Origin of the sequence: Ectopseudomonas khazarica (assembly GCF_017915135.1) — a bacterium.
GTDB lineage: Bacteria > Pseudomonadota > Gammaproteobacteria > Pseudomonadales > Pseudomonadaceae > Aquipseudomonas > Aquipseudomonas khazarica.
The window spans coordinates 1,541,576-1,561,054 of record NZ_CP068551.1 but is presented as its reverse complement, the minus strand read 5'-3'; the positions used below and the strand labels follow the sequence as shown (position 1 = coordinate 1,561,054).

At 66.0% G+C, this 19,479-nt stretch carries 21 protein-coding genes and 1 riboswitch; of the genes, 14 read left to right on the top strand and 7 right to left on the bottom strand.

Annotated features, from left to right (window positions below; all coding sequences use genetic code 11):
- Nucleotides 1-108 precede the first annotated feature (108 nt).
- The 5 genes from livH to JLK41_RS07190 all read left to right on the top strand — a co-directional run bounded on the left by livH (nt 109) and on the right by JLK41_RS07190 (nt 4,802).
- Entirely contained in the window at nt 109-1,032 is a 924-nt protein-coding gene (gene livH, locus JLK41_RS07210; protein WP_037055468.1) for a high-affinity branched-chain amino acid ABC transporter permease LivH, read from the top strand.
- Complete coding sequence (locus JLK41_RS07205; RefSeq protein ID WP_037055465.1) at nt 1,029-2,297, top strand: high-affinity branched-chain amino acid ABC transporter permease LivM; 1,269 nt, start codon at nt 1,029-1,031, stop codon at nt 2,295-2,297. The genes livH and JLK41_RS07205 overlap by 4 nt, the downstream gene beginning before the upstream one ends.
- Nucleotides 2,294-3,061: a high-affinity branched-chain amino acid ABC transporter ATP-binding protein LivG gene (livG, locus tag JLK41_RS07200; protein ID WP_037055463.1), complete on the top strand. Its 768-nt coding sequence runs from the start codon at nt 2,294-2,296 to the stop codon at nt 3,059-3,061. The genes JLK41_RS07205 and livG overlap by 4 nt, the downstream gene beginning before the upstream one ends.
- 3 nt (nt 3,062-3,064) lie before the next feature.
- The gene (locus JLK41_RS07195; protein WP_037055462.1) at nt 3,065-3,766 is read left to right on the top strand and encodes an ABC transporter ATP-binding protein; all 702 of its coding nucleotides are present in this window, start codon (nt 3,065-3,067) and stop codon (nt 3,764-3,766) included.
- A 175-nt stretch (nt 3,767-3,941) separates the two neighbouring features.
- On the top strand, nt 3,942-4,802 hold the full coding sequence (locus JLK41_RS07190) for a DUF6279 family lipoprotein (RefSeq protein ID WP_210390671.1): 861 nt from the start codon (nt 3,942-3,944) through the stop codon (nt 4,800-4,802).
- 16 nt (nt 4,803-4,818) lie between these two features.
- On the opposite strand, the gene ung is transcribed toward JLK41_RS07190, so the two are convergent.
- Nucleotides 4,819-5,508 carry a uracil-DNA glycosylase gene (ung, locus tag JLK41_RS07185; RefSeq protein WP_037055458.1) on the bottom strand — a complete coding sequence of 230 codons (690 nt, stop codon included), beginning with the start codon at nt 5,506-5,508 and terminating at the stop codon, nt 4,819-4,821.
- Between the two features lie 140 nt (nt 5,509-5,648).
- Between ung and JLK41_RS07180 the strand changes: the two genes are divergently transcribed.
- Together JLK41_RS07180 and JLK41_RS07175 are read left to right on the top strand one after the other, a co-directional pair.
- Complete coding sequence (locus JLK41_RS07180) at nt 5,649-6,461, top strand: HDOD domain-containing protein (protein ID WP_037055457.1); 813 nt, start codon at nt 5,649-5,651, stop codon at nt 6,459-6,461.
- 96 nt (nt 6,462-6,557) lie between these two features.
- Nucleotides 6,558-6,971 (top strand): PaaI family thioesterase, encoded by a 414-nt coding sequence (locus JLK41_RS07175; protein ID WP_210390670.1) that lies wholly within the window; start codon nt 6,558-6,560, stop codon nt 6,969-6,971.
- Between the two features lie 10 nt (nt 6,972-6,981).
- On the opposite strand, the gene JLK41_RS07170 is transcribed toward JLK41_RS07175, so the two are convergent.
- The gene (locus JLK41_RS07170) at nt 6,982-7,863 is read right to left on the bottom strand and encodes an AraC family transcriptional regulator (protein ID WP_210390669.1); all 882 of its coding nucleotides are present in this window, start codon (nt 7,861-7,863) and stop codon (nt 6,982-6,984) included.
- 124 nt (nt 7,864-7,987) lie between these two features.
- Here JLK41_RS07170 and JLK41_RS07165 point away from each other — a divergent pair, with 124 nt between their 5' ends.
- From JLK41_RS07165 to mmsB, 6 genes are all read left to right on the top strand, one after another.
- Nucleotides 7,988-9,484: a CoA-acylating methylmalonate-semialdehyde dehydrogenase gene (locus JLK41_RS07165; protein ID WP_037055452.1), complete on the top strand. Its 1,497-nt coding sequence runs from the start codon at nt 7,988-7,990 to the stop codon at nt 9,482-9,484.
- 97 nt (nt 9,485-9,581) lie between these two features.
- Complete coding sequence (locus tag JLK41_RS07160) at nt 9,582-10,829, top strand: ABC transporter substrate-binding protein (protein ID WP_210390668.1); 1,248 nt, start codon at nt 9,582-9,584, stop codon at nt 10,827-10,829.
- 6 nt (nt 10,830-10,835) lie between these two features.
- The gene (locus JLK41_RS07155) at nt 10,836-11,999 is read left to right on the top strand and encodes an isobutyryl-CoA dehydrogenase (RefSeq protein WP_210390667.1); all 1,164 of its coding nucleotides are present in this window, start codon (nt 10,836-10,838) and stop codon (nt 11,997-11,999) included.
- Nucleotides 12,000-12,018: 19 nt separating this feature from the next.
- Entirely contained in the window at nt 12,019-12,837 is an 819-nt protein-coding gene (locus JLK41_RS07150) for an enoyl-CoA hydratase (RefSeq protein ID WP_047584493.1), read from the top strand.
- A gap of 100 nt (nt 12,838-12,937) precedes the next feature.
- The gene (locus tag JLK41_RS07145) at nt 12,938-14,041 is read left to right on the top strand and encodes an enoyl-CoA hydratase/isomerase family protein (RefSeq protein ID WP_210390666.1); all 1,104 of its coding nucleotides are present in this window, start codon (nt 12,938-12,940) and stop codon (nt 14,039-14,041) included.
- A 102-nt stretch (nt 14,042-14,143) separates the two neighbouring features.
- On the top strand, nt 14,144-15,028 hold the full coding sequence (gene mmsB, locus JLK41_RS07140; protein WP_210390665.1) for a 3-hydroxyisobutyrate dehydrogenase: 885 nt from the start codon (nt 14,144-14,146) through the stop codon (nt 15,026-15,028).
- Nucleotides 15,029-15,127: 99 nt separating this feature from the next.
- Here the strand turns inward: mmsB and JLK41_RS07135 are convergent, their stop codons facing one another.
- On the bottom strand, nt 15,128-15,373 hold the full coding sequence (locus JLK41_RS07135; protein WP_037055439.1) for a DUF1145 domain-containing protein: 246 nt from the start codon (nt 15,371-15,373) through the stop codon (nt 15,128-15,130).
- A 124-nt stretch (nt 15,374-15,497) separates the two neighbouring features.
- Nucleotides 15,498-17,285, bottom strand: a complete 1,788-nt coding sequence (locus JLK41_RS07130; protein ID WP_210390664.1) for an alkyl/aryl-sulfatase — start codon at nt 17,283-17,285, stop codon at nt 15,498-15,500.
- Between the two features lie 96 nt (nt 17,286-17,381).
- Here JLK41_RS07130 and JLK41_RS07125 point away from each other — a divergent pair, with 96 nt between their 5' ends.
- Nucleotides 17,382-18,302 (top strand): LysR family transcriptional regulator, encoded by a 921-nt coding sequence (locus JLK41_RS07125; protein WP_037055437.1) that lies wholly within the window; start codon nt 17,382-17,384, stop codon nt 18,300-18,302.
- A gap of 6 nt (nt 18,303-18,308) precedes the next feature.
- Here the strand turns inward: JLK41_RS07125 and JLK41_RS07120 are convergent, their stop codons facing one another.
- Genes JLK41_RS07120 through JLK41_RS07110 form a run of 3 tightly spaced genes read right to left on the bottom strand, consistent with a single transcriptional unit; the run spans nt 18,309 to nt 19,112 of the window.
- Entirely contained in the window at nt 18,309-18,737 is a 429-nt protein-coding gene (locus tag JLK41_RS07120; protein WP_037055434.1) for a hypothetical protein, read from the bottom strand.
- A 43-nt stretch (nt 18,738-18,780) separates the two neighbouring features.
- A complete protein-coding gene (locus tag JLK41_RS07115; RefSeq protein WP_167494331.1) occupies nt 18,781-18,933 on the bottom strand; it encodes a hypothetical protein in 153 nt (50 codons plus the stop codon).
- The gene (locus JLK41_RS07110) at nt 18,933-19,112 is read right to left on the bottom strand and encodes a hypothetical protein (RefSeq protein WP_037055432.1); all 180 of its coding nucleotides are present in this window, start codon (nt 19,110-19,112) and stop codon (nt 18,933-18,935) included. Before JLK41_RS07110 ends, JLK41_RS07115 begins: the two co-directional genes overlap by 1 nt.
- 203 nt (nt 19,113-19,315) lie before the next feature.
- A riboswitch (guanidine-I (ykkC/yxkD leader) is annotated at nt 19,316-19,432 on the top strand.
- Nucleotides 19,433-19,479 lie beyond the last annotated feature (47 nt).

The following is a 19,479-nucleotide window of genomic DNA, read 5'->3' as shown; positions in this document are numbered from 1 at the left end:
CTGAACCCAAAGCCCACTGCAGCCTGCAGTGGGCTTTGTTTATTAGAAGAATTCCGGCCTCGCGCTGCGCCACAAGCGCCGCTTTACGCGCTGCCCAGGAGTTAGGCTATGCCTGATCTTTATCACTACCTGCAACAGTTGCTCAATGGCCTGACCATTGGCAGCACCTATGCCCTGATCGCCATCGGCTACACCATGGTCTACGGCATCATCGGCATGATCAACTTCGCCCACGGCGAGGTTTACATGATTGGCGCGTACGTCGCCTTCATCGTGATTGCTGGTCTCTCCATGTTCGGTATCGAAGCCGTACCCGTGATCATGATCGGCGCGTTCGTCGTCACCATGATCGTTACCAGTGCCTACGGTTACAGCATCGAGCGGGTGGCGTATCGCCCCCTGCGCGGCGGCAACCGTCTGATTCCGCTGATCTCCGCGATCGGTATGTCGATCTTCCTGCAGAACGCCGTGCTGCTCTCGCAGGACTCCAAGGACAAGGCCATTCCCAGCCTGCTGCCTGGCAACTTCATCCTCGGTGAAAGCGCCACCAACGGCGTGGTCGTCTCCTACATGCAGGTGCTGATCTTCATCGTCACCTTCGTCGCCATGATCGGCCTGACCCTGTTCATCTCCCGCTCGCGCCTGGGCCGTGCCTGCCGCGCCTGCGCCGAAGACCTGAAGATGGCCAACCTGCTGGGTATCAACACCAACAACATCATCGCCCTGACCTTCGTCATCGGCGCCGCCCTGGCGGCCATTGCCTCGGTGCTGCTGGGCATGCAGTACGGCGTGATCAACCCGCACCTGGGCTTCCTCGCCGGCATCAAGGCCTTCACCGCTGCGGTACTCGGCGGCATCGGCAGCATCCCCGGCGCGGTACTCGGCGGCCTCCTGCTCGGCGTGGCCGAAGCCTTCGGTGCCGATATCTTCGGTGATCAATACAAAGACGTGGTCGCATTCAGCCTGCTGGTCCTGGTGCTGCTGTTCCGTCCCACTGGCATCCTCGGCCGTCCGGAGGTGGAGAAGGTATGAGCACCTCCAGCGTGAAGAACCTCAAATCGGCGATTTTCAGCGCCCTGCTGGTGCTGATCATTGCCTACCCAGTCCTGGGTCTGAAACTCACCACCGTCGGCATCAGCCTGGAAGTGCACGGTGCCACCGCGTTCGAGCTCTGGTGCATCGGCGGCGCTGCGGCGCTGATCTTCGTGTGGCAACTGCTGCGTGATCGCATCACCCCGGCCTGGGCCAAACGACCGAGCTTGCCCAGCGGCGGCCAGGTCGGCAACTTCCTCACCCTGCCCTCCACCCAGCGCTGGATCATCCTGGCCATGCTGGTGGTCGCCCTGGTCTGGCCGTTCTTCGCCAGCCGTGGCGCCGTGGACATCGCCACGCTGATCCTGATCTACGTGATGCTCGGCCTCGGCCTGAACATCGTGGTCGGCCTGGCGGGCCTGCTCGACCTGGGCTACGTCGGTTTCTACGCGGTCGGCGCCTACAGCTACGCGATTCTCTCGCACTACTTCGGCCTGAGCTTCTGGATGTGCCTGCCGATCGCCGGGATGATGGCCGCCCTGTTCGGCTTCCTGCTTGGCTTCCCGGTGCTGCGCCTGCGCGGCGACTACCTGGCCATCGTGACCCTGGGCTTCGGCGAGATCATCCGCATCCTGCTGCGCAACCTCACCGACCTGACCGGCGGCCCGAACGGCCTGAGCATCGCCAACGAGAACAAGCCGACCCTGTTCGGTCTGTCCTTCGAGCGTCGTGTGCCGGCCGACATGCCCACCTTCCACGGCTACTTCGAGATCGCCTACAACTCGCAGTACAAGGTGATCTTCCTCTACCTGATCGCCCTGCTGCTGGTGTTGCTGACCCTGTTCCTGGTCAACCGCCTGCTGCGCATGCCGATCGGTCGCGCCTGGGAAGCCCTGCGCGAGGACGAGATCGCCTGCCGCGCGCTGGGCCTGAACCCCACCGTGATCAAGCTCTCGGCCTTCACCATCGGCGCCAGCCTGGCCGGTTTCGCCGGCAGCTTCTTCGCCGCCCGTCAGGGTCTGGTGACACCGGAGTCCTTCACCTTCATCGAGTCGGCGATGATCCTCGCCATCGTGGTGCTCGGCGGCATGGGCTCGCAGCTCGGCGTGATCCTCGCGGCCATCGTCATGGTGATGCTGCAGGAGATGCGTGAGCTGAGCGAGTACCGCATGCTGATCTTCGGCCTGGTAATGATCTTCATGATGATCTGGCGCCCGCAAGGTCTGCTGCCGATGCAACGTCCCCACCTGGAGCTGAAGCGATGAGCCGCACGATTCTCGAAGTAAGCGGCCTGACCATGCGTTTCGGCGGCCTCCTGGCCGTCAACGGGGTGGGCCTGAACGTCAAGGAAAAGCAGGTGGTCTCGATGATCGGCCCGAACGGCGCCGGCAAGACCACCGTGTTCAACTGCCTGACCGGTTTCTACCAGCCAAGCTCGGGCAGCATCCGTCTCGACGGCGAGGCCATCGAAGGCCTGCCGGGCCACAAGATCGCCCGCAAGGGCGTGGTGCGGACGTTCCAGAACGTACGTCTGTTCAAGGACATGACCGCGGTGGAAAACCTGCTGATCGCCCAGCACCGCCACCTCAACACCAGCTACCTGGCCGGCCTGTTCAAGACGCCCAGCTTCCGTCGCAGCGAGCGCGAGGCGATGGACTTCGCCGGCTACTGGCTGGAGAAGGTCAACCTGGTGGAGTTCGCCAACCGCGAGGCGGGCACCCTCGCCTACGGCCAGCAACGCCGCCTGGAGATCGCCCGCTGCATGATGACCCGTCCGAGCATCCTCATGCTCGACGAGCCGGCTGCCGGCCTCAACCCGCGCGAGACCGAAGACCTGAAGGAGCTGATCGGCATGCTGCGTGACGAGCACAATGTCACCGTGCTGCTGATCGAGCACGACATGAAGCTGGTGATGAGCATTTCCGACCACATCTACGTGATCAACCAGGGCACTCCCCTGGCCGACGGCACGCCGGAGCAGATCCGCAACAACCCGGACGTGATCAAAGCCTATCTGGGGGAGGCGTAATCCATGCTGAGCTTCAACAACGTCTCCACCTTCTACGGCAAGATCCAGGCGCTTCACGATGTCAGCATCGATGTGCAGGCCGGCGAGATCGTCACCCTGATCGGCGCCAACGGCGCCGGCAAGTCCACCCTGCTGATGACCCTGTGCGGCAACCCGCGCGCCACCAGCGGCAGCATCCGTTACCTGGGTGAAGAGCTGGTGGGCATGGACACCCCCGAGATCATGCGCAAGAGCATCGCCATCGTGCCGGAAGGCCGCCGCGTGTTCGCCCGCCTGACCGTCGAGGAGAACCTGGCCATGGGTGGCTTCTTCGGCAACAAGGCAGACAACCAGGAGCAGCTGGACAAGGTCCTGCACCTGTTTCCGCGCCTGAAGGAGCGCTTCGCCCAGCGCGCCGGCACCATGAGCGGCGGCGAACAGCAGATGCTCGCCATCGGTCGTGCGCTGATGAGCAAGCCCAAGCTGCTGCTGCTCGACGAGCCGTCGCTGGGCCTGGCGCCGATCATCATCCAGCAGATCTTCGACATCATCGAGCAACTGCGCGAAGACGGCGTGACCGTGTTCCTGGTCGAGCAGAACGCCAACCAGGCGCTGAAGCTGGCTGATCGTGGCTACGTGCTGGAGAACGGCCATATCGTCATGCAAGGCAGCGGTGAGGATCTGCTCAACGACCCGAAGGTACGCGACGCCTACCTCGGCGGCTGAGCCGGACTGCCGTACCCGAAACCGCCCTCCGGGGCGGTTTTTTCATGCCTGGACGACAGGCCTGCAACGCGCGCGCACCTGCCGGCCAGCGAACTGTTTAGCGGATATGTCCGCCCTCTTGCATCCGCTTCGCCGCGTATTAGTCTCAACGACTCTACCCAGGCGGACCCCGCTCATGCGCAAGTCCCTGCTGCTGTTGCTCGCCCTCACCGTTGCGCTCGGCGCCTGCAGCCGTGCCGGCCTGGCCTACCGCAACCTGGACTGGATCATCCCCTGGAAACTGGGCGACTACGTCGAGCTGAGCCGCGAGCAGAGCGCCTGGCTGGAACCCAGGCTGCAGCAGCACCTGACCTGGCATTGCAGCGTGGAGCTGCCGCACTACCTCGACTGGCTGCAACGCAGCCGCCAGGCCCTGGCCGAGCGCGACGCCGAACTGATGCTCAGCCAGCTGGACGGCTTCGAGCAGGCGATGCAGCGCATCGCCGTGGAAATCACCCCGAGCACCGTCGAACTGCTGCGCGGCCTCAACCCGCTGCAGGTCGAGCGCCTGTTCGCCGAGCTGGAGGAGCAGAACCGGAAGCTGCGCGTGACCTTCCTCGAGCCGCCACTGGACGAGCAGATCAGCCTGCGCGCCGAACGCATGAACGAGCGCCTGCAGCCCTGGTTCGGCGACCTCGAGCCGGCCCAGCGCGAACGGGTACTGGCCTGGGCCCGGAGCCTGGGCGCGCAGAATCAGGTCTGGCTGGACAACCGCCTGGCCTGGCAACAGGCACTGCGTGACGCCCTGGAAGCGCGACGCGGCGACGACTTCGCCGCGCGCATCAGCGCCTTGCTGCAACAGCGCGAACGCTTCTACACCGAGGCCTATCGCGCCAGCTACCAGAGCAACCGCGAGGCCATGGCCGGCATGCTCGTGGATATCGTCGCCACGGCGGACGCGCGCCAGCTGCAACGCGCCGACGAACGCCTGGACGCGCTGCGCGCCGACCTGGCCGCCCAGCAGTGCCGCAGCGATGACACGCTGGCCAGGCGCTAGGCGCTCTGGCAGCGCTTCAGAGCGCGGGCAGGCGCCAGTCGATGGGGGTCATGCCGTTCTGACTGAGGAACTGGTTGCAGCGGCTGAAATGACCGTTGCCGATGAAGCCGCGATGCGCGGACAGCGGCGACGGGTGCGGCGAGCGCAGTACCAGGTGCTTGGTCGGGTCGATCAGGCGCTGCTTGCTCTGCGCATGGCTGCCCCAGAGCAGGAAGACCAGCTTGGGCTGCCGCTCGCTGACCAGCTCGATGACCCGGTCGGTGAAATGCTGCCAGCCCTTGCCCGCATGCGAGCCGGCATTGGCACGCTCCACGGTCAGCGACGTGTTGAGCAGCAGCACGCCCTGATCGGCCCAGCTCTGCAGGTAGCCGTGCGCCGGGATGTCGATGTTCAGGTCGCGCTTGAGCTCCTTGTAGATGTTCACCAGCGACGGCGGCGTCTGCACCCCCGGTTGCACCGAGAAGCACAGGCCGTGCGCCTGCCCCGGACCGTGGTAGGGGTCCTGGCCGATGATCACCACCTTGACCTGCTCCAGCGGCGTGGAGTTGAGCGCATTGAAGATCAGCGGACCAGGTGGGTAGATCTCCTTGCCGGCCGCCTTCTCCGTTCGCAGGAACTCGCCCAGCTCCTTCATGTAGGGCTTGTCGAACTCGTCGCGCAGCGCCTCTTTCCAGCTGGCCTCGAGTTTGATGCGGTCATCGGTCATGCCTGTTTCCTGCCTGAATCCTTACAAGTGCAGGCACGCTAGAGAAGGGGCCAGGGCAAGTCAAGGAAGACGATTGCGGCAAGGCCGGGGATGCTTTGCTAGCCTTTCGAACACAGCCACTGACGAATGAATGGAACTCGATGCCAACCACCACCGATACCTTGCGCCTGGCACTCCTCAACCGTTTTCTCAAGGGCGAAGCCAAGATACCGCAGATGCCGGAGGCCGCCGTACGTATCCGCAAGCTGCTGGACGACCCGCACACCTCGCAGGAACAACTGGCGCGGGTGATCAACGGCGACCCGCCACTGGCGGCCTACCTGATGCAGTTCTCCGCCGCGCCGCTGCTGCGCGGCAACCGCCCCTGCACCTCGCTGCGCGACCTGCTCGGTCGCCTCGGCACCCGCCAGTTGGCCGATCTGGTGCTGGGTTTCAGCCTGCAGCACCTGTTCACCAGCGACGACGCGGCGCTGCAGCAGGCGTTTCGCACGCGCTGGCGCAACGCCCGTGAACGCGCCGCCTACTGCGCCGTACTGGCACAGACCGTCGGCTTCTCCATGGATGACGCCATGCTCGGTGGGCTGCTGCAGGACATCGGCAGCCTGCCCCTGTTGTCGGAGCTGGAACACTGGCCGGAGCTGCCGCGTGACAGCGCCTCGCTGAATGCCCTGTGCGAGCAGCTCTCCGGCGACATCGGCGCGCTGATCCTGACCCGCTGGCAACTGCCGTCGGCGGTCATCGAATGCGCCCGCCTGCATGGCCAGTGGCAGCGCGAGCACGAACGCAGCGCCGACCTGGCCGACCTGGTGCTGCTGGCCAGCGCCCTGCAGTCGGGCAGTACGCCGGATGGCCTGTTGCCGGCCCAGGTCAAGCTCGGACTGGAACGCCCATTGGACGAACTGCGTGCGGAACTGGCCGAAGGCCTGAAACTGTGGAAGCGCCTGCTCGCCTGACGCTCGGTCATGGCGCCTCATCAGATCGGTGGATACAGCTTGCCCAAGCCCAGGGGCAGGTCGAGACTCTCCCGCACACCCCGTGCAGGAGGTCACATGAGCGACTCGAACGGCATCAGCCGCGAGCGTCTGGAACAGGCGCTCGCCCACTCCACCTTCGCCCAGTTGCTCGGCGCCGAACTGCTCGAGTTCGCGCCGGGCCGGGTCTGCCTGCAGGTACCCAGCCGTCCCGACCTGTGCCAGCACCACGGCTACATGCACGGTGCAGTGGTCGGTTTCATGGTCGACAGCGGCTGCGCCTGGGCCGCCGCCTCGATGGTCGGTGACGTGGTCACCAGCGAATACAAGCTCAACCTCCTCGCCCCAGCACTTGGCGAACGCCTGCTCTGCCGCGCGGAAGTGCTCAAGGCCGGCCAGCGCCTGGCGGTCTGCCGAGCGGACGTGTTCGCCGTGAATAACGGCCAGGAAAAGCTGGTGGCTACCGGCCTGGCGACCATCGCACGGGTCTAGCAGGCCGCGACTACCCCAGGTGCAGCGCCCGGTAGTGACTGGGCGCCATGCCCACCACCTTGCGAAACAGACGCGAGAAGTAATAGGCATCCTCGTAACCCAGTTGCTCCGCGACCTGGCGCACCTCGACATCGCCGCGGTCGAGCAGGCGGCAGGCCAGGGCCATCTTCAGCTGGATGAAATCCTGGATCGGCGCATGCCCGGTCAGGGCCCGATAGGTCTTGGCGAAATGGAAGCGCGAGAGGTGGAAGTGCTCGGCCAGCTCATCGAGGTTGAGGCTGCCGTGCAGGTGCTCGCGCATCACCGCGTGCACCGCCTCGATATCCAATACCCGCCCCGACTTGAGATTGACCCGCGCCGGCAGCACCGCCAGCGAACTGAGCATCGCCTGCAGCCGATGCGCTGCATGGATGAATGGCAGCGCGTTCAACCCCTGCCGCTGCAGCCCCAGCAGCGCCTCGAAGTCCCCCAGCAGGCGTGGCTGGACGCCGATGCGGCGCAACGGCTGGCTACCCAGCAGGTCGAGGAAGTCCTGGCTGAGCGCCCCGTCGAAGTGCACCCAGTAGATGGTCCAGGGGGCGTCGGCGTCGGCGCCGTAGGCATGCGCAGTGTCCCTGGGCAGCAGCAGCAGATCGCCAGCACCGACCTCGAATCGTCCATCCTCGCCGTGCAGCCAGCCTTTGCCCGAGCGGCAGTAGATCAGCAGGTCATCCTCCGGCTGCGCCCGACTCATGCGGTGCCCGACCGCTTCGGGGTAGAAACCGATGGCCAGCGGGTAGCAGCCAGCACTCAGCGGATGGCGCGCCAGCAGGCGGCGCAGACGCGGCGGCGTGATGAAGCGTTGCCCACCCAGCGGCAACGGCCAGTTGGAGGTTTCCACGCGCAAGCCCATGCTGATCGCATCCCGAGGCAGTCGACGAATCCCAAGATCGTCCATCCTTCGACCAAGATCGTCAATCCACAAGGCCGTTCCCAGCCGCTATAAAAGACCCGGACAAGAACAACAGGAGGCGAACATGCCCCAGACCCTACCGCAACTGATCGACGGCCAATGGCGCACCAGCCAGGCTCACGAACTGATCGAAGTCACCGACCCGACCACCCAGGAAGTGATCGCCCTGGCGCCCAAGGCCACGGCCGAGGAAATCGAGACTGCGGTAGCCGGCGCACAGCAGGCCTTCCTCGCCTGGCGTGAAGTCCCGGTCTCGGAGCGAGCCCGCCTGATGCTGCGCTATCAGCACCTGCTCAAGGAGCATCACGACGAACTGGCGGAAATCCTCGCACGGGAAACCGGCAAGACCTTCGCCGATGCCAAGGGCGACGTATGGCGTGGCATCGAGGTGGCCGAGCATGCCGCCAACATTGCCAGCCTGATGATGGGCGAGACGGTGGAGAACGTCGCCCGCGAGATCGACACCGCCAGCTGGATCCAGCCGCTGGGGGTGTGCGTCGGCATCACCCCGTTCAACTTCCCGGCGATGATTCCCCTGTGGATGTTCCCGCTGGCCATCGCCTGCGGCAACGCATTCATTCTCAAGCCGTCCGAACAGGACCCGATGACGCCCAACCGCCTGGCCGAACTGTTCCTCGAAGCCGGCGCACCGGCCGGCCTGCTGCAGGTGCTGCATGGTGCACGCGAGCAGGTCGATGCCCTGCTGGTGCACCCCCTGGTGCGCGCGGTGTCCTTCGTCGGCTCGGTGACGGTGGGCCAGCATGTGTATCGCACCGGCACCCAGCACCTGAAGCGCGTGCAGGCCTTCGCCGGGGCGAAGAACCACATGGTGGTCATGCCCGATGCCCCCAGGGACCAGGTCATCAGCAACCTGCTCGGCGCCAGTTGCGGGGCCGCCGGCCAGCGTTGCATGGCGATCAGCGTGGCGGTGTTCGTCGGCGAGGCGAAACACTGGATCGGCGACCTGGCCGAACAGATGGCCGCGCTGCGCCCCGGCCACTGGCAGGACAGCGGCGCCGCCTATGGTCCGCTGATCAGCCCGCAGGCCCGCCAGCGCGTGCTGCGCCTGATCGAGGAAGGCAAGGCCGAAGGCGCCGAGTGCCTGCTCGATGGTTCGCACTGCGTGGTCGACGGGTATCCGCATGGCAACTGGGTCGGCCCGACACTGTTCCGCGGCGTGACCAGCAGAATGAGCCTGTACCGCGAGGAAATCTTCGGCCCGGTGCTGGTGTGCATGGAGGTGGACACTCTGGAAGAAGCCATCGCGCTGATTAACGCCAGCCCCTACGGCAATGGCACCAGCCTGTTCACCCGCTCCGGCGGCGCCGCCCGGCATTTCCAGCATGCGATCGAGGTCGGTCAGGTGGGCATCAACGTGCCGATCCCGGTGCCGCTGCCGTTCTTCTCCTTCACCGGCTGGAAGGGTTCGTTCTATGGCGACCTGCATGCCTATGGCAAACAGGCAGTGCGCTTCTACACGGAGACCAAGACGGTGACCAGCCGCTGGTTCGACGACACAGCGCTGGGCGACGGGCCGAACATGACCATTTCTCTGAAATGAGAACCGGGTAACGTGTCTTTAGACCAATAGACGATCACCTGAACTGGACAAGCGGCGTAAAAGGGTTCTCAGCAGAACAAGAACAAGGAGAACTGCAATGCGCCAACTGTCTGCCATTCTGGCCCTGTGGGCCGCTGTCACCGCCTGTGCGCAGGCTGCCGAGCCGATCACCCTGGGGCTCAACTACCCGCGCACGGGACCGTACAAGGAGGAGGGATTGGCGCAGATGCGTGGAGCCCTGCTGGCCATCGACAAGCTGAACGCCCAGGGCGGCGTGCTGGGCAGGCCCTTGCGCCTGTCCAGCAAGGACACCGCCTCGCGTCCGGCCAAGGCGGTGAAGAACGTCGACAAGCTGGCCGCCGAAGGCGCCGCGATGCTCTTCGGCGGCTCCTCCAGCGCGGTGGCCATCGCCGCCGGCAAGCGCGCCAAGGAGCACGGCCTGCTGTATTTCGGCACCCTCACCTACTCCAACGACACCACCGGCAAGGATGGCCAGCGCTACATGTTCCGCGAGTGCAACAACGCCTGGATGAGTGCCAAGGTGCTCGGCCAGTACCTGAGCAAGACCTTGCCCAACAAGCGCTATTTCTACGTGACCTCCGACTACACCTGGGGCCACACCACCGAGGCCTCGCTGCGGCAGGCCACGGGCACCGACAACGCCGGCCAGCATGCAGGGGTGCGCGTGCCCTTCCCCGGCGCCCGCCTGGCCGACTACCAGGATGCCCTGACCCAGGCCGCCTCCAGCAATGCCGAGGTACTGGCGCTGGTGCTGTTCGGCGAAGACCTGGTGCGCGCCATGCGCATCGCCAAGGACCTGGGGCTGACCGAGCGCATGCAGATCATCGCGCCCAACCTGACCCAGAGCATGGTCGAGCAGGCCGGACCGGACCTGATGCAGGGCGTGATCGGCACCGAACCCTGGACCTGGCGCGTCCCGGCGCTGGAGAAGTCCGCACGCGGCGAAGCCTTCGTGCAGTCGTTCAAGACCCGCTACGAGATGTACCCGTCCAGCTCCGCCGCCTCGGCCTACAGCATCGTCCAGCAATGGGCCGATGCAGCCAAGCGCGCCAACAGCCTGGACAGTGAGGCGCTGATCAAGGCGCTCGAAGGCCACCGCTACAGCCTGCTGAAAGACGAGCAGCAATGGCGCGCCTTCGACCACCAGAACCTGCAGACCGTCTACGCGGTACGGGTCAAACCACGCGAGGACGTGCTCAAGGACCCGCTGAAACAGGACTACTTCGAAATCGTCGACCGCCTCGACGCCAGCACGGCGCTGCCCAGCCTCGCCGAGTGGCAGGCCGAGCGGCGCGCCGGCGGCCAACCCCTGACCTTGCAATGAGATGCCATGGACTTCGAACTCAGTGATGAACAACGCCTGCTGACCGACAGTGCCCGCGCCTTCGCCGCGCGGGAGCTGGCGCCCTACGCCGCCGACAGGGATCGCGACCACCACTTCCCGGTCGAGGTGATCCGCCGTGCGGCCGAACAGGGCTACCTGGCCCTGTACATCGCCGAGGAGGACGGCGGCCTGGGACTGTCGCGTCTGTCCAGCGCACTGATCTTCGAACAACTGGCGGCCGGCTGCGTGGCCACCACCGCCTATCTGACCATCCACAACATGGCCACCTGGATGCTCGCCAGCTTCGCCGACCAGGCGCTCAAGGACGCCTGGCTGCCCGGGCTGGTCAGCGGCCGATCGCTCGCCTCCTATTGCCTGACCGAGCCGGACGCCGGCTCCGACGCCGCCAACCTGCGCACACGGGCGCGGCGTGACGGCGACGACTACCTGCTCGACGGCAGCAAGTGCTTCATCTCCGGCGCGGGGGCCAGCGACGTGCTGATCGTCATGGCACGCACCGGCGAGGATGGCGCCCGGGGCATCTCCTGCTTCCTGGTGCCGGCCGACGCCCCCGGCGTGCGCTACGGTCGCAACGAGGACAAGATGGGCTGGAAGGCGCAGCCGACCCGCAGCATCACCTTCGACGGTGTACGCATCCCCGCCGGCAACCGCATCGGCCCGGAAGGCGAAGGCTTCGTCTACGCCATGAAAGGTCTCGACGGGGGCCGCCTGAACATCGCCAGCTGCTCGCTTGGCGCCGCCCAGGCCGCACTGGAGCAGAGCCTGCGCTACGTCGAGGAGCGCAAGCAGTTCGGCAAGGCGCTGAGCGAGTTCCAGGCGCTGCAGTTCAAGCTGGCCGACATGCTCACCGACCTGACCGCCAGCCGGCAGATGGTACGCCTGGCCGCGCACAAGCTCGATCACGGCCACGGTGAAGCCAGCCTGTACTGCGCCATGGCCAAACGCTTCGCTACCGACCACTGCTTCGGCGTATGCAACGAAGCCCTGCAACTCCACGGTGGCTATGGCTATCTGAATGACTATCCACTGGAGCGCTGGGTGCGCGATGCACGCGTGCACCAGATTCTCGAAGGCACCAACGAAATCATGCGGGTGATCGTCGCCCGCCGCCTGCTGCAGCAGAGCGGCATGCTCGATCGCCTGCTCTGACACCTGCAGGAGCCCCCTCATGACTACCGCAATCGAAACCTACAAATCCGGCATCTTCGACCTGACCCACAAGCTCACCGTTGAGAAGCACGGGCACACCGCGCTGATCACCATCAACCACCCTCCGGCCAACACCTGGGACCGCGATTCGCTGATCGGCCTCAAGCAGGTGGTCGAACACCTCAACCGCGACGACGAGGTCTACGCCCTGGTGGTGACCGGACAGGGGCCGAAGTTCTTCTCCGCCGGCGCCGACCTGAACATGTTCGCCGACGGCGACAAGGCCCGCGCCCGCGAGATGGCCAGGCGCTTCGGCGAGGCCTTCGAGACCCTGCGCGACTTCCGTGGAGTGTCCATCGCCGCAATCAACGGCTATGCCATGGGAGGCGGCCTGGAATGCGCCCTGGCCTGTGACATCCGCATCGCCGAGCGCCAGGCGCAGATGGCCCTGCCGGAAGCTGCCGTGGGCCTGCTGCCCTGCGCGGGCGGCACCCAGGCACTTCCCTGGCTGGTGGGCGAGGGCTGGGCCAAGCGCATGATCCTCTGCGGCGAACGCATCGACGCCGACACCGCCCTGCGCATCGGCCTGGTCGAGCAGGTGGTCGACAGCGGCGAAGCACGCGGCACGGCCCTGCTGCTGGCCGCCAAGGTGGCGCGGCAAAGCCCGGTGGCGGTACGCACCATCAAGCCGCTGATCCAGGGGGCCCGCGAACGCGGCTCGAACACCTGGCTGCCCGAGGAGCGCGAGCGTTTCGTCGACCTGTTCGACGCCGACGACACCCGCGAAGGCGTCAACGCCTTCCTGGAAAAACGCGACCCGCAGTGGCGCAACAAATAAGCGCACAAATAGCTCGTAGGGTGGATGTCGCCTTTCACATCCACCATTACCCCATCCGGTGGATGGATAGAGCGCCATCCACCCTACGCGGGAAAACCTCATGAACCTGCAATTCGAAGAACGCCCCAGCCTGCACGGCTATCGCATCGGCATCGCCAGCCTGGACGCCGAGAAAAGCCTCAACGCGCTGTCGCTGCCGATGATCGAGGCACTCGACGAGCGCCTGAAAGCCTGGGCCGAAGACCCGACCATCGCCTGCGTGATGCTGCGCGGCAACGGCCCCAAGGCCTTCTGTGCCGGCGGCGACGTGGTCCAGCTGGTGCACCAGTGTCGCGAACACCCCGGTGAAGTCCCGCCCCTGGCGCGCCGCTTCTTCGCCGACGAGTACCGCCTCGACTACCGCATCCACACCTTCCCCAAACCCTTCATTTGCTGGGCCCACGGCCATGTGCTGGGGGGCGGCATGGGCCTGATGCAGGGCGCCGGCATCCGCATCGTCACGCCGAGCAGCCGCCTCGGCATGCCGGAGATCAACATCGGCCTGTACCCGGACGTTGGCGGCAGTTGGTTCCTCGCCCGCCTACCCGGCAGGCTCGGCCTGTTCCTCGGCCTCACCGCCGCCAGCATCAACGCCCGCGATGCGCTGGACCTCAACCTGGCCGACCGCTTCCTGCGCGATGACCAGCAGCAGGCGCTGCTCGAAGGGCTGGTGCAGCTGAACTGGCGCGAGCAGGCCCAACTGCAGCTGCACAGCCTGCTGCAGGCCCTGGAGAACGAAGCCCGTGGCGACCTGCCGGCGGCGCAGTGGCTGCCTCGCCGTGAACGCCTCGACGCACTGCTCGATGTCGCCGAGCCAGCCGCTGCGGTCCAGGCCCTCAGCGCCCTGCAGGACGACGACGATGCCCTGCTGGCACGAGCGGCGAGAACCCTCGCCGGCGGTTGCCCGCTGACCGCGCACCTGGTCTGGGAACAGATCCGCCGCGCCCGTCACCAGTCGCTGGCCGACGTGTTCCGCATGGAGTACGCCATGAGCCTCAACTGCTGCCGCCACCCGGAATTTCCGGAAGGCGTGCGCGCGCGCCTGATCGACAAGGACCACAGCCCGAACTGGCACTGGCCGGATGTCGCCGCGATCCCCGCTGCCGTGATCGACGCGCACTTCGCTCCGGCCTGGGAGGGCGAGCACCCGCTGGCGGACCTGTAGCCAGAAGAAACACGTAGCCCGGATGAAATCCGGGGAGGCCGGACCGTCAGCCCCACCCGCACGCCTCGAACGCCGCACGGACAACAACAAGGAGATGCCAGAATGACCCAGATCGCCTTTATCGGCCTTGGCCATATGGGCCTGCCCATGGCTCGCAACCTGCTCAAGGCAGGCTACCCGCTGAAAGTCTTCGACCTGGTGCGCAGCGCCGTCGACACCCTTGCCGGCGAGGGGGCTATAGCCGCTGTCAGCGCCAGCGCCGCCGTCGATCAGGCCCAGGTGGTGATCAGCATGCTGCCAGCCAGCCGCCATGTGGAAAGCCTCTACCTGGGGCGCGACGGCCTGCTCGAGCAACTGCCGGCCGGCAGCCTGGTGGTCGAGTGCTCCACCATCGCCCCGGAGTCCGCGCGCAAGGTGCATGCGGCGGCGCGCGAACGCGGTATCGAGCTGCTCGATGCGCCGGTGTCCGGCGGTACCGCAGGCGCCGCCGCTGGCACCCTGACGTTCATGGTCGGCGGTGCCGCCGAGGCCCTGGAGAAGGTCCGGCCGCTGCTCGCGGTCATGGGCCAGAACATCTTCCACGCGGGCCCGGAGGGTGCCGGCCAGGTCGCCAAGGTGTGCAACAACCAGGTGCTGGCGGTGCAGATGATCGCCACCGCCGAAGCCATGGCCATGGGCGTGGCCAACGGCCTGGACCCCGCCGTGCTGGCCGAGATCATGCGGCAGAGCTCGGGTGGCAACTGGACGCTGGAGAAGTACAACCCCTGGCCTGGGGTGATGGAAAACGCGCCGGCGTCGAAAGGCTACAGCGGCGGGTTCATGGCCGAGCTGATGGCCAAGGATCTCGGCCTGGCTCAGGAAACCGCCAGCCACCATGGCAACAGTGCGCCGATGGGTGCGCTGGCCCTGCAGCTCTACCGCCTGCTGCTCAAGCAGGGCAAGGGCAAGCAGGACTTCTCGGTGGTGCAGCAGCTGTTCGTGGAGTGATGCCCTGCGGGAGCCGGCGTGCGAGTGAGGTCGCTCACCGGCACGTCGTCTCCCGCACGCAGCGCGATCACCTCAGGCGCATCCTCGTCGCGATCGCGCTCAACGCAAGCGCTGCAGGTGCAACAGGCCGAACAGCAGCACCTGCAGGCGCTGCCACCAAGGCCCCGGCAGCCCGTGCAGACGCGCGCGGAACAGCAGCATCTCGGCAACGTGCGCCAGCAGTACCGCCAGCGCCAGCCAGTTGACCCAGGCACCCAGCGGCGCGGCGAAGGGATAGAGCAGGTTGAGCAACGCCACCAGCCAGAACATGGCCAGGGCGCCCTTGGCGAAGGACAGCAGGTTCATCGTCAGTCTCCGAGTGGATGAACCCGGAGTGTGCCGGGCCTGACGCCGTCCGAACGCCCCTCTTTCGACTGGCGTGCCCCTGCCCCAGCGGCGATTCGCCGGGGCATTGCTGCAGCCAGATCGGCTAGCGCAGGGTCAGCCCGAAGGCTTCGTCGGTGAAGTCGAAGCAGCTGAGGAAGCGGCGGATATCCAGCAGGTTGCCATCGACCTTCACATCACCCAGCAGCGCGCCCTTGACCAGGCCACCCTCGCCGGTCAGCAGGGTGTCCATGAAGCTCTTGTCCATCGACAGACGCAGTTCGGTGCCCTCGGGAATGCCCTTGTGCAACTGCGCGACGCCACGCCGTACCTCCAGCGCCCACTGCTCTCCGACATCGGGAAAGCTGAAGCCCAGGGTCATTTCCACATCGCCGGCCTTCTCCGGGTCGATGCGCGTCACCCAGTTCTGCAGGAAGCTCTGCGGGGTGAAGCTGCGCACCATGTCCGGCGAGAGGAACACCTTGCGCATCTCGATCGAGCGCTGGCTGATCTCGTCACCGTCGAGCTTGCCCTCCAGCTCCATGGCGCTCATCAGGTACCAGTTGCGCCAGTTGATGTTCATGCTGGCGTAGCCCAGCTTGCGGAAGCTGCGCGCCTTGATGTCGCGCGCCAGCTGGTCGTCATGATCGACACGGATGGCATAGCCGGCCAGCTCGGCGGCCCACTGGTAATCACCCTTGAGGTAGGCATTGCCGGCCTCCAGCAGCAGCTTCTCGCGCCCGCCCATCATGGCGATCAGGCGCTCGGCCTTCTGCCGTGGCGGCGTCGGGTCGAGGTCCACCGGGTCGCCCTGGAACCAGCCCAGGTAGCCGTTGTAGATCTGCCGCACGCTGTGCTTCACCGTACCGTAGTACTCACGCAGGTAGGGCGTGTAGCCCGCCAGGTGCGGCGGCAGCTTGACCTTTTCCACCAGTTCGTCCGGCGTCAGCCCCTTGTTCATCCAGCGCACGGTCTGGTCATGGATGTAGGCGATGCCGTCGCGGGTCATGCGCAGCACTTCCTCCACCGCGTCCTGACCGCTGACCGGGCGACCGTGCAACGGCACCATGTAGTCGGCCCGGTAGGCGCGCAGCTTGTCCAGGCTGTCGACCCACTGCACCGGGTCGCGGAACTTGGTGCCGCGCAAGGTGTGGATGTTCGGCAGCGTCGGCCCCTGGTCCACCTCGGCGCTGATCAGCACGCGATTGGCCGGCAGGTAGAGCACGATCTCGTCCGGCGCCTCGCTGGGGACATGCAGGAACTGCACGTCAAGCCCGGCGATGGTGGTGTCGAGCTTGTCCGCGAAGGTCACCGTCGGGGCGATGAAGGTGGAAGGCTCCGGAGTGACCAGCGGGCCGATACCGCCGTTCATGTCCTGCTCGTCCTGCGCCTCGAGAAAGGAGCCGAAGCTGTAGGCCGAGCGCACACCGAGAATCGGCCCGACCAGTGCGCCCTGGGCCACGACATTGGCGAGCAGGGTGTCGTGGGCGTAGATCTGCACGTCGCCGGACTCGACCTGCTCGCGCGTGACGAACGCCTGCACGCCGTTGATATGGTCCGGATGGAAGTGGGTGTAGACCACCGCCTTCACCGGCTTGTCGGTGATCTTGCGGAACTCGGCCATGATCTTGCGCGACTCGCTGACCGACTCGCCGGTGTCAACGATGATCAGCCCCTCCGGCGCCTCGATCATCACCACGTTGCCGAGCTGCCAGCCCACGGCGGAATAGACGTTGTCGGCGACGCGGTAGAGCTGCTGGGCGAAGACCTTGGTGTGGGCCGCCAGCTCGGCATTGATGCTGGGCTCGATGCGCTCGGCCGGCAGCTCGGCATTGGCGCTCAGGGGCAGGGAGGCGGCCAGCAGCAGGCCGCTCAAGCGAAGGAATGTGCTCATGGCGATGGACGTCTTGTTGTTGGAGTGCTGGCAGGTTGGCAAAGCCTGTTCGATAATTCCAATGCATTCGAATAAGCAAGTTGATGCACAACACACATGAACGATCTACGCCAGCTTCGCCACTTCGTCGCGCTCGCCGAGCACCAGCACTTCGCCCGTGCCGCTGCTGCCGTGCACCTCAGCCAGCCTGCCCTGAGCCGCAGCATCCAGGCCCTGGAGAGCCAGCTCGGCTGTACCCTGGTGGATCGCCACAACCGTGGCGTCACCCTCACCGCCCATGGCCGGCTGGTGCTGGAGCATGCCCGGCGCCTGCTGGCCGGCAGCCTGGCGTTGAGCAACGCGGTCAACCAGCTGGGCAACCTGCAGGCCGGCGAGCTGCGCCTGGGCGCAGGCCCCTACCCCGCCGCCAGGCTGGTACCGCAGGCGCTCGGCCAGTTGCTGCAGCGCTATCCGCGCGTGCAGGTGAAACTGAACATCGCCAACTGGCTGGAGCTGCGCGACGCGCTGCTGGAGTCGACCATCGAGCTGTTCGTCGCCGACATCCGCGAACTGCAAGGCGATGCGCAACTGCACATCGAGCCGCTACGGGTGCACCATGGCGTACTGTTCTGCCGCCCGGCGCACCCCCTGCTGCAACGGCGCGAGCTGAGCCTCGGCGACCTGCTCGACTTCCCCCTCGCTGGCACGCAGTTGCCGCATGTGGTCGAGCGCAGCCTGAGCGCTGCCAGCGGCCGTCTGCAGCCGCTGAGCGTGGAGTGCGACAACTTTCTGGTGCTCAAGCGCCTGGTCGCGGGCAGCGACGTGCTGAGCATGGCGCCCTGGGACGTGATTGCCGAAGAAGTTCGCAGCGGTCAGCTCTGCCTGCTGCCCATGCAGGCGGAAGGGCTGCACCAGCACTCGGCCTATGGCCTGGTCAGCCGCGCCGGCCACAGCCTGTCGCCAGCGGCGCAGGCCATGGTCGAGGCGATTCGTCGGGTCGATGAGCAAACCCCGCACAGCGAAACCGTGCGGGGCTGAACGGGACTACCAGCGGCGCTCGTTGCTGCGCCGCTGCTCGCTGTAGCTGCGCCCATTGGAGTAGCGCTGCGGGGTGCTCCGTCCGGTGTCCCAGCCGCGCAGGACCTTGACGCCACGCTGCTCCTGGCGCCGCGCGTCGCGCGGCTTGTCATGGCGTGGCTGCTCGTGACGCTTGTAGTCGTCGCGGTAGTGCGGCGCGTAGCCATAGCGTTGACGCGGTTGCGGCGCCGGCACGTAGCGGGGTGGCGCCTGGTACTGGCGACGGCGGTCGTCGTAGTAATAGCGCGACGTCACGTACACCGGTGGCGAATAGTCGTGACGGTAGCCGTTGTAGTAGGCGTGATTGCGGTAGCCGCGATCGTGGTCGTAGCCATACACCGCACAGCCGCCGAGCGGCAGGATCAGCAACGTGGCAAGCAGGATTCTGTAGAACATGGGAGCCTCCACAGGGGAAGCGGGCCAGTGGCCCGGAAGCGGATCAGCAACGACCCTTCTTGGCCTGCCCCGGAGGGCAGTGCGAAGGACCACCACCGTCACCGATATCGACGCCGATACCTGGCAACCGCAGGCTGCAGCCCGACAGACCGATGGCCAGGCTGGCGGCCAGCAACAAGGTGCAGAGGGTTTTCATCAGCAACTCCCCTTCATGCGATGCCCCGGCGGGCAGAAGTAGCCGCCGTTGGAGTGGCCACGGCCATCCAGATCGACACGAATCACGTCAGGGTCACCTACCCGCGCATGCACGCCCGGCGCGCTGAAGCTGCAGCCGCCCAGCAGCAACGCCAATGTCATCACAGTCAAACCACGCATATTGGAATACTCCTCGATTTCCAGAAGACTGCTGGACAGGCAGCGGCCCGGTGGTCACGGCGCTATTCAGCATGACTGTTCGACAATATGGACTGAGTCACGTTCCGTGCAGCCGAGTGACCAGGATCACAGGCTCGTCACGTTCGCTGGCACACTCCTCGCTTAGCATGGCCCGCAGCGGGAAAGCGTGGCGCTGCCTCAACACAATGGCCGACTAGGGTTCCGGCTCGTCCGATGACGAGTGGCTGGTCCGAGAGTGGGCGACCTCATCAGCGGCGGGGAGCCGCGAGGTTACACGGCGGGACAAAAGCCCGGGAGAACGCGCAGCACGGCTGTCTGCTTTCCCGCGTCCGCCAACCAACCGAGG